The organism is Plantibacter sp. M259, assembly GCF_006065115.1.
GTDB lineage: Bacteria > Actinomycetota > Actinomycetes > Actinomycetales > Microbacteriaceae > Plantibacter > Plantibacter auratus.
Genome location: NZ_CP040750.1, coordinates 2,176,428 through 2,191,272, shown reverse-complemented (window position 1 = coordinate 2,191,272; position 14,845 = coordinate 2,176,428). Strand labels below are relative to the sequence as shown.

The 14,845-nt window shown below is 69.0% G+C and carries 13 protein-coding genes; 5 read left to right on the top strand and 8 right to left on the bottom strand.

Going from position 1 to position 14,845, the window contains the following annotated elements; all coding sequences use genetic code 11:
- On the bottom strand, positions 1 to 987 hold the full coding sequence (locus FGL15_RS10110) for a carbohydrate ABC transporter permease (RefSeq protein ID WP_079000704.1): 987 nt from the start codon (positions 985 to 987) through the stop codon (positions 1 to 3).
- Positions 988 to 1,054: 67 nt separating this feature from the next.
- Positions 1,055 to 2,356, bottom strand: coding sequence for an ABC transporter substrate-binding protein (locus FGL15_RS10105; protein ID WP_138945927.1), 1,302 nt, complete (start codon positions 2,354 to 2,356; stop codon positions 1,055 to 1,057).
- Positions 2,357 to 2,584: 228 nt separating this feature from the next.
- Here FGL15_RS10105 and FGL15_RS10100 point away from each other — a divergent pair, with 228 nt between their 5' ends.
- On the top strand, positions 2,585 to 4,621 hold the full coding sequence (locus tag FGL15_RS10100) for a beta-galactosidase (RefSeq protein WP_138945926.1): 2,037 nt from the start codon (positions 2,585 to 2,587) through the stop codon (positions 4,619 to 4,621).
- Between the two features lie 220 nt (positions 4,622 to 4,841).
- The gene (locus FGL15_RS10095; protein WP_138945925.1) at positions 4,842 to 6,131 is read left to right on the top strand and encodes an HNH endonuclease signature motif containing protein; all 1,290 of its coding nucleotides are present in this window, start codon (positions 4,842 to 4,844) and stop codon (positions 6,129 to 6,131) included.
- Between the two features lie 757 nt (positions 6,132 to 6,888).
- On the opposite strand, the gene FGL15_RS10090 is transcribed toward FGL15_RS10095, so the two are convergent.
- Positions 6,889 to 7,689 (bottom strand): sugar phosphate isomerase/epimerase, encoded by an 801-nt coding sequence (locus tag FGL15_RS10090; protein ID WP_079704551.1) that lies wholly within the window; start codon positions 7,687 to 7,689, stop codon positions 6,889 to 6,891.
- A 188-nt stretch (positions 7,690 to 7,877) separates the two neighbouring features.
- On the opposite strand from FGL15_RS10090, the gene FGL15_RS10085 reads away from it, so the two are divergent.
- Entirely contained in the window at positions 7,878 to 8,066 is a 189-nt protein-coding gene (locus FGL15_RS10085) for a hypothetical protein (RefSeq protein WP_138945924.1), read from the top strand.
- Between the two features lie 20 nt (positions 8,067 to 8,086).
- Here FGL15_RS10085 and FGL15_RS10080 read toward each other — a convergent pair whose 3' ends face one another.
- Entirely contained in the window at positions 8,087 to 8,290 is a 204-nt protein-coding gene (locus tag FGL15_RS10080) for a three-helix bundle dimerization domain-containing protein (protein WP_064295795.1), read from the bottom strand.
- 214 nt (positions 8,291 to 8,504) lie between these two features.
- Here FGL15_RS10080 and FGL15_RS10075 point away from each other — a divergent pair, with 214 nt between their 5' ends.
- Both FGL15_RS10075 and FGL15_RS10070 read left to right on the top strand, forming a co-directional pair.
- Complete coding sequence (locus FGL15_RS10075; protein WP_138945923.1) at positions 8,505 to 8,948, top strand: YciI family protein; 444 nt, start codon at positions 8,505 to 8,507, stop codon at positions 8,946 to 8,948.
- Positions 8,949 to 8,985: 37 nt separating this feature from the next.
- On the top strand, positions 8,986 to 10,245 hold the full coding sequence (locus FGL15_RS10070) for an RNA polymerase sigma factor (RefSeq protein ID WP_138947268.1): 1,260 nt from the start codon (positions 8,986 to 8,988) through the stop codon (positions 10,243 to 10,245).
- A gap of 8 nt (positions 10,246 to 10,253) precedes the next feature.
- Here the strand turns inward: FGL15_RS10070 and FGL15_RS10065 are convergent, their stop codons facing one another.
- The 4 genes from FGL15_RS10065 to FGL15_RS10050 are packed head-to-tail and all read right to left on the bottom strand — an operon-like array spanning position 10,254 to position 14,827.
- Complete coding sequence (locus FGL15_RS10065) at positions 10,254 to 10,943, bottom strand: DUF805 domain-containing protein (RefSeq protein ID WP_138945922.1); 690 nt, start codon at positions 10,941 to 10,943, stop codon at positions 10,254 to 10,256.
- A 52-nt stretch (positions 10,944 to 10,995) separates the two neighbouring features.
- Complete coding sequence (locus FGL15_RS10060; RefSeq protein WP_138945921.1) at positions 10,996 to 12,981, bottom strand: glycoside hydrolase family 127 protein; 1,986 nt, start codon at positions 12,979 to 12,981, stop codon at positions 10,996 to 10,998.
- A gap of 2 nt (positions 12,982 to 12,983) precedes the next feature.
- Positions 12,984 to 13,907: a carbohydrate ABC transporter permease gene (locus FGL15_RS10055; RefSeq protein ID WP_370281623.1), complete on the bottom strand. Its 924-nt coding sequence runs from the start codon at positions 13,905 to 13,907 to the stop codon at positions 12,984 to 12,986.
- 2 nt (positions 13,908 to 13,909) lie between these two features.
- Positions 13,910 to 14,827 carry a carbohydrate ABC transporter permease gene (locus FGL15_RS10050; RefSeq protein WP_085511262.1) on the bottom strand — a complete coding sequence of 306 codons (918 nt, stop codon included), beginning with the start codon at positions 14,825 to 14,827 and terminating at the stop codon, positions 13,910 to 13,912.
- Between the last annotated feature and the right edge of the window lie 18 nt (positions 14,828 to 14,845).

Below are 14,845 nucleotides of genomic sequence, written 5' to 3'. Positions count from 1 at the left end.
TCAGTCCTCCTGACCGAATGCTCGCTTCTGCACGACCCGGAGGAAGAGGAAGGAGACGATGAAGGTGGCGACGGCGATGATGATCGAGGTCGCGGCGGCCGAGTAGATGTCGTCGCGGGTGAACGCGTCGCGGTAGACGAGCATGAGCGGCGACCAGCTCGTGGAGAGGCTGTTCGTGAGCGGCCGCAACGTCGTCGGCTCGGCGAACACCTGCAGGGTGGCGACCATGGAGAACAGGGCCGTCATGACGAGCGCGGGGGCGACGATCGGGATCTTGATCCGCAGTGCGATCTGGATCTCGCTCGCGCCGTCGATGCGGGCGGCCTCGTAGATCTCACTCGGCACGGCCTTGAGCGAGGTGTAGATGACGATCATGTTGAAGCCGACGCCACCCCAGAGGGCGATGTTCGCGATGCCGAAGATGATGGTCCCCGAGGACAGGATCTCCGGGGCGTCCCAGCCGAGGCTGTCGAAGATCGCGTAGAAGGGGCTCACGGCCGGGAGGTAGAGGAAGCCCCAGAGCAGCGAGCTGATCACCGCGGGCACCGCGTAGGGCAGGAAGATCGAGATGCGGGAGAACGAGACCGCACGGGTGCGACGGGAGTCGAGCAGCAGCGCGAAGAGCAGGGCGAGTCCGAGCATGCACGGGATGAGGATGAGGCCGTAGAGCAGCACTCGTCCGACACTCGCTGCGAACTCCGGGTCGTTGAACGCGCCCAGGTAGTTCTCGAAGCCGGCGAAGGCGGTCGTGCGCGCCCCGGAGCCGAGGCCCAGCCCCGTGACCTGCTTCTTCTGGAAGCTCAGGAACAGCGTGTAGACGATGGGCGCCGCCATGAACACCAGGAACAGGATGATGCCTGGGGCGAGCATCGCGTACGGGATGAGCACCCGACTCTTCAGGTTCTTGCGCGATCGGGCCGGCGGGCGCGAGCCTGTCGGCGGATCCTGGGTGGGCCGGATCGTGTCCAGCGCGGATGGTGCAGCCATGCCGATTCCTTGGGTCGAGGGCGGGGAACGGGGAGCGGGGCCGGCTCGGTGAGCCGGCCCCGTGGGACTACTTGACCGAGAAGCCGCTCTTCTTCAGGTCGTCGATGGTGATGGACTGCATCGCGGCGACGGCGTCGGAGAACGCCTGCGCGGTCTTCGCCTCGGCGGCCTTCGCGAACTCGTCGTTGTAGGCGCTGAAGGCGACGTTGACGTTCGGGCCGTAGGTGAACGGCGCGACCGATTCGGAGGCCTTCGACGCGATGTCGTAGAAGTCGCTCTGCTGGCTGAAGAACTCGGGCGACGTCTGGAGGGCGTCGGCGGCGACCTTCGTCGCGGCCGGGTAGACCCCGGACACGTCGGCGAGCGCAGCGACGGCCTTCGGGTCGGTGTTCAGCCAGGTGGCGAACTCGACCGCGGCTTCGGCGTGCTTCGACTGCGTGGTCACCGCGGTGGACGACCCGCCCCAGTTGCCGTTGGAGGGCTTCGAGGCGTCCCACTGCGGCAGCTCGGCCGCGGTCCACTTGCCGGCCGTGTCGGGGGCGTTCCCGCCGAGGACGCCGGGCGCCCAGACGGACGAGATCCAACCGACCTGCGAACCGTCGTTCAGGCCGGCGTTCCACTCGGGCGTGTACATCGGCTTGTTGTCGATCGCGCCCTCCTCGACGAGCTGACCCCAGTAGGACGCGACCTGCTCGGTCGGCCCGGCGTCGATGTCGACGCCCCAGCTGTCACCGTCGATGGACCACCAGGAGGCACCGGCCTGCTGGGCGAGTCCGGCGAACCAGCCGGCGTCGTTCGCGGAGAAGGTGCCGAGGTACTTCGTCGGGTCGGCCTGGTGCACGGCGCGGGCGACCTCGGCGTACTCGTCCCACGTCGTCGGCACGCTGAGGCCGAGGCTGTCGAGGATGTCGGTGCGGTAGTACGCCATCATCGGGCCGGAGTCCTGCGGGACGGCGTAGACCGCATCGCCACCGAGCGTGACCGAGTTCCACACGCCGTCGGAGAAGTCGTCCTTGAGATCGGCGGCGCCCTGCTTCGAGATGTCGGCGAGCGCATCTGACGCGACGAGCGTCGGGATCTTCTGGTACTCGGCCTGGATGAGGTCGGGAGCGCCGCTGCCGGCCTTGATCGCCGTGAGCAGCTTGGTGATGGCGGGGTCGCCACCGTCCTGCTTCTGCACGACCACCTGGATGTCGGGGTGGTCCTCGTTCCACAGCTCGACGACCTGCTCGAGGTTGGGCGCCCAGGCCCAGTAGGTGAGTTTGACGGGGCCGGACTCCGTGCCGCCCGAGGATGCCGAGCATCCGGAGAGCAGTAGGGCCGTCGTGGCGACCGTGGCGATGCCGATGTGGCGAAGCGTGCTGCGCATTCGTCCTCCTTGTCGAAAGCTGGAGCGCTCTGGTGCGGGGCAGCGACGCTTCGATGGAGAACGTCGTTGTACCTGTGAGCGGTTACAGTTATTCACAACCGTTTCGCGTTGTCAACATCGAGAATCCGTCGAAACCTGTCTCCTGGGTCTGTGGTAGAACTGGGAGCGCACACAGCCAGACGATCGAATGGATCCGCTCTCGGCCCACTGAGTCACAGGAGACGCAGCATGACCATCGAGCTCAACCCGCTCACCGCCCGGGCCACCTGGATCCCCGGCACCACCGGCCTCCGCTACGGCGGCGACTACAACCCCGAGCAGTGGCCGCGGGAGACCTGGCTCGAGGACATCGCCCTCATGCAGTCGGCCGGCGTCGACCTCGTGAGCGTCGGGATCTTCTCCTGGGCGGTCCTCGAACCGCGCGAGGGCGAGTACGACTTCAGCTTCCTCGACGACATCATCGGGCTGCTGCACGAGGCCGGCATCTCGGTCGACCTCGCGACGCCGACGACGGTGCCGCCGGCGTGGTTCTGGAAGCGACACCCCGAGGCCCACCCGGTCACCCGCGAGGGACTGCGGCTCGGCCACGGCTCACGCGGCATCGCGAGCCCCAGCTCCCCCGCCTACCGTCGCGCGGCAGCCGCGATCACCGAGCAGCTCGCCGCCCGTTACGGATCGCACCCGGCCGTCGTCCTCTGGCACGTGCACAACGAGTACGGCGCACCGATCAGCGAGGACTACTCCGACGGCTCGGTGCTCGCCTTCCGGGCGTGGTTGCAGCGGCGCTACGGCTCGATCGAAGCACTCAACGCCGCCTGGGGCACCCGCTTCTGGGGGCAGGACTACGGCGAGTGGGACGAGATCGACGCACCGCGCGTCTCGGCCTCCGTCGTCAACCAGACGCAGCGACTCGACTTCGCGCGCTACACCTCGGACATCCTGCTCGAGTGCTACGTCGCCGAGCGCGACATCATCAAGCGGTACGCACCGGAGACCCCGGTGACGACGAACTTCATGGCCACCAACTGCCGTTCGATCGACTACTGGGCCTGGAGCCGCGAGGTCGACATCGTCGCGAACGACTACTACCTCGTCGCCGAGCGGGAGGACAACCACATCCTGCTCGCGCTCGACTCGGACCTCACCCGTTCACTCGCCGGCGGCGACCCGTGGATCCTCATGGAGCACTCCACCTCGGCGGTGAACTGGCAGCCGCGCAACATCGCGAAGCGAGCCGGCGAACTCGCCCGCAACAGCGCCAGCCACCTGGCGCGCGGGGCCGACGCGATCCTCTACTTCCAGTTCCGCGCCTCGCGGTACGGCGCGGAGAAGTTCCACTCGGCGATGCTCCCCCACGCCGGCACGGAGAGTCGCATCTGGCGCGAGGTCACGGCGCTCGGTCACGACCTCGGCAAATTGGACGAACTGGTGGGCTCGCGGGTGCGGAGTGAGGTCGCGATCCTCTGGGACGTGCAGTCGTTCTGGGCCCAGGACCTCGAATGGCGCCCGTCGGTCGAGCTCGACCATCGCGAGCGTGTCGAGGCCTACTACGCCGCCCTCTGGCGCGCTGGCGTCACCGTCGACTTCGTGCACCCGCACGACGACCTGAGTGGCTACCGCCTCGTCCTCGCCCCGTCGCTGTACCTGGCGGACCGCGAGACCTCCGAGAACCTCACCGCGTACGTCGAGGGCGGCGGCGCCTTCGTCGTGTCGTACTTCTCGGGCGTCGTCGACGAGCACGACGCCGTCTGGGAGGGTGGCGCGCCCGGGGCGTTCCGTCGTGTGCTGGGCCTCTCGGTCCCCGAGTTCCTGCCGCTGCACGAGGGCGAGACCGTTCAACTGGACGACGGACGGACCGGGTCGAGCTGGAGCGACGACATCGTGCTCGAGGGCGCCGAGGCCGTGTCGAGCTACGTCACCGGCCCCGCCGCCGGTCAGCCCGCGGTGACCCGCAACCGGTTCGGCGCCGGGACCGCCTGGTACGTCTCCACGAAGCTCGACGAGGCCGGGCTGTCGGAGCTGCTGTCCGGAGCCTTGGAGCAGGCAGGCGTCGACGCGCCGCCGGTGCCGCCGCTCGGGCTGGAGGTCGTCACCCGCTGGAGCGACGAGGCGTCGTTCACGATCGCGATCAACCACGGCGACACGGATGCGCAGCTCACGACGACCGGTGCGGTCGAGCTCCTGACGGGCGAGCCGGTGGTGTCGGGTGCGGTGACCATCCCGGCGGGCGCGTTCCGCGTGATCCGGACGCCGCTCGGCGGCTGAGCGGGGGGGCTCGGGAGCCCTTCGACAAGCTCAGGGACCGGGTGCCCGTTCCGTGAGCCACACCCGGTCACTGAGCCACACACCCGGTCACTGAGCCACACACCCGGTCACTGAGCCTGTCGAAGTGCGACCCCGCTCCACATCCCGACCGCTCGCCGGGTTCGTCGAAGCGTCGTGACTGAGCATCTCGAATGTCAGTGGTCCGTGATGGACTGAAGTCATGACCGAGACCTCCACCACGCTCCCGCTGCGCGCGGTGGACGTCTTCGAAGAGCGTCTCGCGGAACTATCGGACGAGTTCGCCGCCATCACCCGCGAGCGTGCCGCACTCGACGCCCGGGAGGCTCGTCTCCTCGCCAGGTCGGCAGCCCTGGCCGACGCCATGGCGGACAGCCTCGTGTCACACGACGAGACGCCCGCCCAGCGGAAGGCGCTCATCCGTCGTTCCACCTGCGCGACGCTCGCCATGGCGACACGCGCCTCCGAGCTGACGCTGCAACGAGCCACCGGCGATGCCGAACGGCTCGTTGCCGATGCTCCGGATGTCCTCCGCGCGCTGGAGGACGGCCGCATCTCGAGCCGGCACGCACGGACCATCACCGATCAGCTCCAAGACATCCCCGCGCACGGGCGAGCCGCATTCCTCGAGACGGTCCTCTCCATCGCGGAGCAGTCGACCGTCGCGCGGCTGCAGCACCAGGCCCGCACCCTCCGCGAGCGCCTGCACCCGGAGTCCATCACCGTGCGGGCGGCCCGGTCGGAGGCCGACCGACGCGTGGTGATCGAGCCCGCGGCAGACGGCATGGCATGGGTGCACCTGTTCACCACGGCGCCCGTCGCCATCGCGATCGGAGAACGCCTCGACACGCTCGTCGGTGCAGCCCACCTGACGGACGACGACCGCACCTGTCAGCAGCTGCGCGCCGACGCACTCGGCTCGCTCTGCATCAGCGGCGTCACCACGGCCGACCAGACCGACCACCAGGGCCGACGGTCGCCGATCGCCCGGCCGGTGGAGGTGCTCGACGACATCCAGCCCACGGTGAACCTCACCGTGCCCGTGCTCAGCCTCCTGGGGGTCAGCGAGGCCCCGGCGATCCTCGACGGCTACGGCCCGATCGACCCCGAGACCGCGGCGCGGCTCGCGGTCAACGCCCCCTCGATGACGAGGGTGCTCACCCACCCGGAGACGAGTGCGGTCGTCTCGGTCGGGCGGCAGCAGTACCGGGTGCCCGCGGACCTGCAACGAGCGGTCCGTCTCCGTGACGTCACGTGTCGCGCACCGGGTTGCGGGAGACGGGCTCGGGCCTGCGATCTCGACCATTCCGTCGCCTGGGCCGACGGTGGCACGACGAGTGTCGGCAATCTGGCGTGCGTCTGCCGACATCACCACCGACTGAAGCACCTGCCCGGGTGGTCACTCGACCATCGCCCCGACGGTGTCCTCGACTGGACCACACCCAACGGCAGGCGACACCGCACGGAACCGGACGCGGTCCCGCCGTTCTGAGTGCGTGCGCGGTCTCCGAGCCAACCTCGGTCACTGAGCCAACCTCGGTCACTGAGCTTGTCGAAGTGCCCCCGAGCACACATCCACGGCCAGAACACGCCACACCGTGAGCCCTTCGACAGGCTCAGGGAACGGACCTCCCGCTCACCGAACCGACCTCCGTCTCCGAGCCGACCTCCGTCTCCGAGCCGACCTCCGTCACTGAGCCGACCTCGGTCACTGAGCTTGTCGAAGTGCCCCCGAGCACACGTCCACGGCCACAGCACGACCCCCCGCGGGCCCTTCGACAGGCTCAGGGAACGGGCATCCCGCTCACCGAGCCAACCTCCGTCTCCGAGCCGACCTCGGTCACCGAGCTTGTCGAAGTGCCCCCGAACACACGTCCACGGCCACAGCACGACCCCCCGCGGGCCCTTCGACAGGCTCAGGGAACGGGCATCCCGCTCACCGAGCCAACCTCCGTCTCCGAGCCGACCTCGGTCACCGAGCTTGTCGAAGTGCCCCCGAACACACGTCCACGGCCACAGCACGACCCCCCGCGGGCCCTTCGACAGGCTCAGGGAACGGACCTCCCGCTCACCGAACCGACCCCGGTCTCCGAGCCAACCTCGGTCACTGAGCTTGTCGAAGTGCCCCCGAGCACACGTCCACGGCCAGAACACGTGTTCACGGGGAGGCCTTCGACACTTCGACAGGCTCAGTGCGGCGCAGCTCAGGGAACGGGCGTCCCGATCACCGAGCCTGTCGAGGTGCGCGCCTACTTGTCGTTCTCGGCGAGCCAGGCGTAGGACTCGGCGACGCCGCCGAAGATCTCCTTGCTGTAGCCGTCGAACTCCACGACACGGGTCGCGTGCGGTGCGGCAGCGAGGATCGCCGGGATGTCGACCTGGCCCTGACCCGCGGGCTGCTGGTTCGCGAACGCCTGGGCGAGCGCGTCGGGCACGACGAGCGCACTCTCGCTGCTCGGCAGTGCGGTGGCGATGTCGCCGGAGATGATGCCGTCCTTGATGTGCAGGAACTGCACGCGGTCCCCGAGCGAACGGAGGAACGCCGGGGTGTCGGCACCGCCGACCGTCGACCAGAAGGTGTCGATCTCGAGGACGACCTCGGGCGACAGCTGCTCGACGAAGAGCTCGAAGATCGGGCGCCCGTCGACGTGGGTCGAGAACTCCCAGTTGTGGTTGTGGTAACCGAACTTCAGGCCGGACGCCGCTGCCTGGACGGCGAGCTCGTTGACGCGCTCGGCGAGACGTGCCGCGTCGTCGGCGGTCTGCCAGCGATCGGTGGGGATGAAGGGGTCGATGACCGTTCCGATCCCGAGCCGCGACGCCGCGTCGAACGCGACCGCCGGGTCGGCGGCGTCGATGACGGGCGCGTGGCCGGACGGGGCCGTGACACCAGCGGCGGCGAAGGCGGTCTCGAACTCGGCCGCGCGCTCGACGAACGCGTAGGGCTCGACCTTCGTGAAACCGATCTCGGCGATGCGGGCGACGGCGCCCTGCAGGTCCTCGGCGATGGCGTCGCGGACGGTGTACAGCTGCACGGACGGTGCGCTCATGGGTACTCCTTCGTAGCTTCGGGCGGGCACCGACGGGCGCTTCCCCGCGTGTCTCACACGGCGTGGAACCGCTTCTGTCGACTCGTCGACAAAAGTACCCGAGCCGAGTCTACCGACTGAGACTGGACGCGCGGGTCGCCGGGGTACTCATAGTCTGGAGATTCGACCGACCATCAGCGAGGGGCACCATGGCAGACCTGGACCGGACGAGGCGGAGATCACCACGCCGCGCGATCGTCATCATCGGCGTCCTCACCCTGATCGCCGTCGTGGTCTACGCGTTGACCCTGAACCCGAACGTGTTCACCCTGCTCGTCATCTGCATCGTGATCGTGATCTCGGTCGAGGCGCTGACGAGCAGACCCGACCGGCCGTAGTCCGACCGGTGGCGGGACCGCTACTTCTCGGAGCGCTTGAGCGACTTCTTGACCGCACGCTCGGCGAGGACGGTCACGTAATCCTGGACCGGACGCTCGGCGAGTGCGCTGACCTCTTCGCGCACGAGCTCGCCGATGCGGGCGGAATCGACCCCCGAGTACTTCTCGCTCAGCTTCGCAGTGAGCTGACGGATGATCTCTTCGTGGTCGATCTCAGTTGCCATGGACTCAGTATCAACCCACAGTTGTTGCCTGGGCTGTGAATCGCGACTTCCGTCCGCCGCTGTTCTCCCGCCGGTCACCTGGGCGCCGCGATCCGTTCACCCTCCCCATCGGGCACCCGCCGAGGATATTCTGACCGCGATGTCGATTTCCGTGTTCGCCGTTCGACGTCAGAGTGAGGCGGGCGATCAGCGCCCCTGACGACAGGAGAAGACGATGTCGAAATACATGCTCATCATGCGCAACAGCGGGTCCGTCGAGAAGCTCGAGGACATGGACTTCGAAGCGGTCATCAACGCGATGGGCGCCTACAACGAGTCGATGATCAACGCCGGCGTGATGGTCGGCGGCGACGGCCTCACCGACGCCGCACAGGGCGCCGTCGTCGAGTTCACGACCGAGGCGCCGATCGTCACCGACGGCCCGTACGGCGAACTCCACGAACTCTTCAACGGGTTCTGGACCATCGAGGTCGCCACCCGCGAGGAGGCCATCGAATGGGCCGGCCGTGCGCCGCTCGGCCCCGGCAACAAGATCGAGGTGCGCCGAGTGACCGACGAGACCGACTTCGCGGACCACGCGGACAACGAGTACCTCCAGAAGGAGAAGGAGTGGCGGGCGCAGGAGGGCGTGGCGAAGCCGGCGGCCGACCCGGTCTGAGCGCGACCGACGCGAGACGGACATGACCGACGCCGACATGACCGCAACCGGCGCGGCGGATGGCGACGAGGCCGCCCGCCGCGTGGTCGACGGCGTCTGGCGGATCGAGAGCGCGCAGATCGTCGCCACCCTCACGAAGCTGACCGGCGACCTCGGCCTGGCGGAGGACCTCGCTCAGGAGGCCCTGCTGGAGGCCCTCGAACAGTGGCCGCGCGACGGCGTGCCGCGCACCCCGGGTGCGTGGCTGACGATGGTGGCCAAACGTCGCGCGATCGACGGGTGGCGACGTCGGGCAGCCCTCGATGAGCGGTACCGGTCGCTCGCCCGTGACCTGGAGCAGGCGAGCGACCTCGACTGGGAGCCGATCGGGGACGACGTGCTGCGGCTCGTCTTCACCGCCTGCCACCCGGCGCTCTCGCGGGAGTCGCAGGTGGCGCTGACGCTGCGGGTCGTCAGCGGGCTCACCACCCAGGAGATCGCCCGGATGCTCCTCGTCCCGGTGCCGACGGTGCAGGCGAGGATCACCCGTGCGAAGAAGACGCTCGCCGCGGCGAACGTCCACTTCGAGGCGCCGGACCCGGCCGAGTGGCCCCGGCGCCTGTCGGCCGTCCTCGGCGTCGTCTACCTGCTCTTCACCGAGGGGTACGCGGCGACGAGCGGACCGACCTGGATCCGCGCCGAGCTCGCGAACGAGGCCCTGCGGCTGGGCCGACGCCTCGTCGCGCTCGTCCCCCGCGAGCCGGAGGCGCACGCGCTGGTCGCCCTCATGGAGTTCCAGGCCTCACGCTTCGCCGCCCGCGTCGCACCCGACGGCTCCGCGATCCTGCTCGCCGACCAACACCGCGAGCGCTGGGACCGGGCGCAGATCGTTCGCGGCGGCACCACCCTGGCACGGGCCGACGCGCTGGGCCGGGGCCGTGGTGCCTACGCACTGCAGGCGGCCATCGCGCAGTGCCACTCGGTCGCCCCCAGCGTGGACGCGACGGACTGGGAGCAGATCGTGATCCTCTACGAGACGCTCGGACGGATCGCCCCGAACCCGGTCGTCGAACTCAACCGCGCGATAGCGGTGTCGATGGCGACCGGCCCGGCGACGGCGCTCCGCATCGTCGACGGGCTCGCCGACGATGCGTCACTTCGGGGGTCGCATCTCATCCCGAGCGTCCGCGGCGAACTGCTCGCACGGCTGGGGCGCATCGAGGAAGCGCGCTCGGAACTCCTGACCGCCGCGCACCTCGCAGCGAACGACCGCGAGCGCGACGTCCTGCTGCGGAAGGCCGCCGAACTGCCGGCGTGAGGTGCGGCTCAGCGCCCGGGCGGCACCTGCGCCGGACGGTCGAAGCGCTGGCCCTCCGGTTTCGACGGCAGCAGCACGAGGACCAGGATGATGACGCTCCCGATCGAGGGGACGAGTGTGAAGAAGTAGTACGGGCCGGGGAAATTCGCGTCGTGCAGGCGCCGCCAGGTGATCGCCAGGCTCGGCACGATGAGGGCGAACCACACCACCAACAGCAGGATCACGCCGAGGATGAGGAGCACACGCATGCCGAACTCCATGGGCCCAGGCTCCGCGAAGTCATAGCCACCCCCGGACAGGTCTCCTTCCTGCGCAGCCGTCGCTGCTGCGACGCCGGTCATGATGGCACCGACCATGACGAGCAGCGTCGGGATGAGGATCAGGATCGTCGTGAGCAGCGAACTCCACCAGTACTCGCTGAGCGACGCGCGCCCCGAGAAGTTCGCGTACTGCTTGAAGAACCGCTTGGTGGCCTGGCGGAACGTGGCCCCGTAGAGCGGCAGGGTCAGGTCGTCCGGCGAGCTGGCACCCCGGGGCGGGGGCGCGATGTACTGCGGCTGGCCGTACGGTGCCTGGCCGTACTGCGGCTGGCCGTACTGGGGCTGGCCGTACGGTTGCCCGTAGGGCGCCTGGCCGGACTGTGGCTGGCCATACGGCGGCTGGCCGGAGGGGACCTCGGGGTTCGGAGGATACGTCATGGCTGCTTCCGGATCGCTGGTCGACAGGACACCAGTATGACGCGCTCCGCCCTCACGCCCGGGCAATCGGGATCCAGACACGCATCGTGGACGGCCCGCGCTCGGCCCAGGAATGGTACGGCGCGATGCTCGCGGTGAAGGTCTCATCGGGTCCCGACCCGGCGAACGCATCGCCGTACGGCCAGGCGGTGTCGGGGAGACTCCGGGTGCGCAGCTCGATCGACAGCCGACCGTCCGCGTCCTCGACGGGCACGACACCCTCCCCCACCTCGATGCGCGCGATCGCCTCGTCACCGCCCGGGAGGTCCACCGACTCGACGCAGTAGACCTCGGGTCCGCGCTCGATCGCGACGCTGCCACGGATGGCGTCCACGCGGGGATCCGGCAGGGTGACCCGCGGACGGACGCTGAACGCGAGCTCCACGACGTCACCGGGGACGAAGGACCGCTCGACGTCGGCGTAGCCCGGGGTGACGGCACGATCGGTGGGCTCCCCGTCGACGGGTCGGACGGTCACCACCGCGTCATCAGCCCACGACGGCACGCGGAGCGAGACGGTCACCGGTCCACTCGGCGCCTCCACGATCCGCATGGTGACGACACCAGAGCGCGGGTAGTCGGTCACGAGCTCGGCCCGGAACCGCCCGCCATGCTCGCCGCCGATGACCGTGTCGATCGCCGCCGATGCGAACTGATGGATCTGCACGCCGCGGTCGTCGCTCGTGGCGACGAACGCCGCCAGGCTCGCGAGTGTCCGGGCCACGTTCGGTGGACAGCAGGACACGTCGAACCAGGGCGCACGCTCGGAGGACGACGCCCGCGGCGACACCTCGTCGTCTGGACTCGACTCCCCCGGCGTGCGCTGGTGCAGGGTGTTGGCATAGAAGAACGCCGTGCCGGCGGCCGACGGCGAGGTCGCGACGACGTTGTAGAGGACGCGCTCGATGTGGTCGGCGTACCGGACGTCCCGGTCTTCGAGCAGCAGCCGCCAGCTGAACATGATCGACGCGATGCCGGCACAGGTCTCGGAGTAGGCGCGATCGGACGGGAGCTCGAAGTCCTCGCCGAACGCCTCGTCCTGGTGGTGCGAGCCCTGCCCGCCGGTGAGGTAGGTGCGGCGCGCGATCGTCCGGTCCCACTGGCCGCGGAGGGCGTCGAGCAAGCCGGCGTCACTCTGCTCGACCGCGATGTCGGTGGCACCGGCCGCGAGGTAGTTCGCGCGGACCGCATGACCCCGCAACGCCTCGGCCTCGCGGATCGGCACGTCGTCCTGGAAGTAGGCGCGGCCCCACTCGATGTCCTGGAGCACGCCGGTGCCGCGACGCTCGACGAACAGCGACGCGAGTTCGAGGTAGCGCGGCTCGCCCGTCACCCGTGACAGCTCCGCGAGCCCCACCTCGACCTCGGCGTGCCCGCACACGGACTGGATGCCGTCGGTGCCGAAGACCTCGCAGATGAGGTCCGCGGCCCGCGTCGCGATCCCGAGGAGCCCGTCGTCGGAGCCCGGGCTCGTCCGCTCCCGGGCGACGGCCGCCTGGAAGAGGTGGCCGAGGCAGTACAGCTCGTGCCCCCACTCGAGATCCGACCAGCGCTCACCCTGACCCGGGCGACCGAAGCGGGTGTTCACGTAGCCGTCGGCCTCCTGTGCGGCGGCGACCCGGTCGACGATCGCGCGGAACCGCGACTCGAGCGCTTCGTCACCGCCGAGCCGTCCGAGCTCCCACGCGACGGCCTCGAGGTACTTGTAGACCTCGGAGTCGGCGAACTCGCGCCCTCGGCGGCCCTCGGGAAGCGTCCCGGCGGCGGCGAGGTCGAAGTTGCGGAGCCAGCCCTCCCGCTCGAGCCAGTGTTCGACGTGCGGCAGCGTCGCCGTGCCGTTGACCCGCTGGCGATCGGCCCAGAAGCCGTCGGTGATGCGCACCTCGTCGAGGCCGAGCGGTGTGAGCGCACCGGTGGTGGGGACGACCGGGGCTGCTACGGTCACCGACGGAGTTGGCGGAGTGGACGTCGTGGGCGTGGTGCTGGTGGTGGTGCTCATGGTTACCCCTTGAAGGCGCCGGACATGAAGCCGCGCACGTAGTGACGTTGGAGGATGAGGAAGAGGAGGATGCACGGCAGCGCGAGGACCACGACGCCGGCTTCGGTCGCGCCGTAGTCGACGACGCCCTGGACCTGGCCGCGCAGGTTCGAGACCGCGAGCGGCAGGGTCATCTTCGCCGAGTCGTTGATGAGGATGAGGGGCGCCATGAAGTCGTTCCAGGCCGCGAGGAACGCGAACAGGCCGACCGTGATCAGCCCCGGCTTCACGGCCGGCACGAGGACCTTCCACAGCACGCTCCAGGACGTGCAGCCGTCGACCATCGCGGCCTCGTCGAGCTCCTTCGGGATCGACTCGAACGCGATGCGCATCATGAAGGTCGAGAACGGCAGCTGGAACATGGTGAGCACGAGCGCCACCCCGACGAGCGAGTTCGACAGCCCGACCAGGTTGAGGAGCACGTAGAGCGGGATGAGCAGCGTCGCGTACGGGACCATGAGGATCGCGATGGTGGCGAGGAACAGGGCGTTCTTGCCGCGGAACTGGAACCTCGCGAACGCGTACCCGCCGAAGAGTGAGATGACGAGCGTGAGGATCACGGTCAGCAGCGAGACGAACACCGAGTTGCCGATGTACTGCAGGATGCCGTCCTGATACCCGGCGAGGGTGATGTAGTTGCCGAGCCCCCAGCCCTCGGTCTGGTTCGTGCCGGCGAGCGGCGACACCGAGCGGACGGCGGTCCAGACGAGCGGGTAGAGGAAGATCACGGCGAGCGCCGCCGTGAAGATCCAGAACGGCATCCGGATGGCGATACCGAAGAAGTTCGTCGGTTTCCCGTCGCGTCCGCGGCTGCGATTGCGTCCGTGACCACGGACGTCGGGCATCGTCGAGGTGACGGTGGCCGGTTCCTTGCGGGTGATGGTCATGCTCAGTCCTCGACCTTCTTGCTGAACGCGCGGATCTGCACGATGTTGATGACGATGAGCGCGGCGAGCACGATGACCGACAGCGCGCCGGCGACGCCGAGGTTGTTCGGGCCCTGGAACGCCACGTTGTAGATGAGCTGGACGATGGTGATCGTGCTGTTGTCCGGGCCGCCCTTGGTGAGGATGTAGAACTGCTCGAACGCGAGGAGTGAGCCGGTGACGCACATCACCGTCGTCAGCGCGAGGGTCGGCTTCAACAGTGGGACCGTGATGTCGCGGAAGGTCTGCCAGCGTGATGCACCGTCGATGCGCGCCGCCTCGTAGACCTCCTCCGGGATGCCCTGCAGGCCCACGAGCATGAGCAGCATGTAGAAGCCGGCGAAGCGCCAGACGATGAGGAACACCGTCGACCAGAGCGCCGCGTCCGGGGTCCCGAGGAAGGTGAAGCCCATGGCCTTCGTGAGGTCGGCGAACGGCCCCGCGATCGGCGAGTAGAGGACGTAGAAGAGGAGCGACGCCGAGGCGAGGCCGAGGGCGCTCGGGATGAGGAAGGCGGTGCGGAGGAAGCCCTTCCACCGGCTGGACTCCTGCACGAGGAGCGCGAGGCCGAGGCCGAGGCCGATGAGCAGGACGGTCGCGATGGCCGTGTACTTGAGCGTGAAGACCACCGAGTCGAGGAAGAAGCGGTTGTCGATCGCCTTCGGGAAGTTCTCGGGGAAGTTCACACCCTGGTTGCCGCCGAGGAGCGGCCAGTCGGAGGCCGCCATCTGGAACACGAGCCCCAGCGGGACGAGGAACAGGAGGATGACGAACACGGCGGTCGGGAGCGCGAACAGCCAGCCGGTGCGGGCGTGCACGGCTCGGCGCTTCCGGGCACCGACCGAGTCCGTCGGGCCTCGTCTGGCGAGGGTGGTACTCATGGGTGGACCTTTCGAAGC

What these genes read in the sequence shown, in the direction of transcription:
- FGL15_RS10095 (WP_138945925.1), top strand. Translation starts at nt 4,842, where the DNA reads ATGACCGAGACCTCCACCACGCTCCCGCTGCGCGCGGTGGACGTCTTC.
- FGL15_RS10110 (WP_079000704.1), bottom strand. Translation starts at nt 987, where the DNA reads ATGGCTGCACCATCCGCGCTGGACACGATCCGGCCCACCCAGGATCCG.
- FGL15_RS10050 (WP_085511262.1), bottom strand. Translation starts at nt 14,827, where the DNA reads ATGAGTACCACCCTCGCCAGACGAGGCCCGACGGACTCGGTCGGTGCC.
- FGL15_RS10060 (WP_138945921.1), bottom strand. Translation starts at nt 12,981, where the DNA reads ATGAGCACCACCACCAGCACCACGCCCACGACGTCCACTCCGCCAACT.
- FGL15_RS10070 (WP_138947268.1), top strand. Translation starts at nt 8,986, where the DNA reads ATGACCGCAACCGGCGCGGCGGATGGCGACGAGGCCGCCCGCCGCGTG.
- FGL15_RS10075 (WP_138945923.1), top strand. Translation starts at nt 8,505, where the DNA reads ATGTCGAAATACATGCTCATCATGCGCAACAGCGGGTCCGTCGAGAAG.
- FGL15_RS10090 (WP_079704551.1), bottom strand. Translation starts at nt 7,689, where the DNA reads ATGAGCGCACCGTCCGTGCAGCTGTACACCGTCCGCGACGCCATCGCC.
- FGL15_RS10065 (WP_138945922.1), bottom strand. Translation starts at nt 10,943, where the DNA reads ATGACGTATCCTCCGAACCCCGAGGTCCCCTCCGGCCAGCCGCCGTAT.
- FGL15_RS10080 (WP_064295795.1), bottom strand. Translation starts at nt 8,290, where the DNA reads ATGGCAACTGAGATCGACCACGAAGAGATCATCCGTCAGCTCACTGCG.
- FGL15_RS10100 (WP_138945926.1), top strand. Translation starts at nt 2,585, where the DNA reads ATGACCATCGAGCTCAACCCGCTCACCGCCCGGGCCACCTGGATCCCC.
- FGL15_RS10055 (WP_370281623.1), bottom strand. Translation starts at nt 13,907, where the DNA reads ATGACCATCACCCGCAAGGAACCGGCCACCGTCACCTCGACGATGCCC.
- FGL15_RS10085 (WP_138945924.1), top strand. Translation starts at nt 7,878, where the DNA reads ATGGCAGACCTGGACCGGACGAGGCGGAGATCACCACGCCGCGCGATC.
- FGL15_RS10105 (WP_138945927.1), bottom strand. Translation starts at nt 2,356, where the DNA reads ATGCGCAGCACGCTTCGCCACATCGGCATCGCCACGGTCGCCACGACG.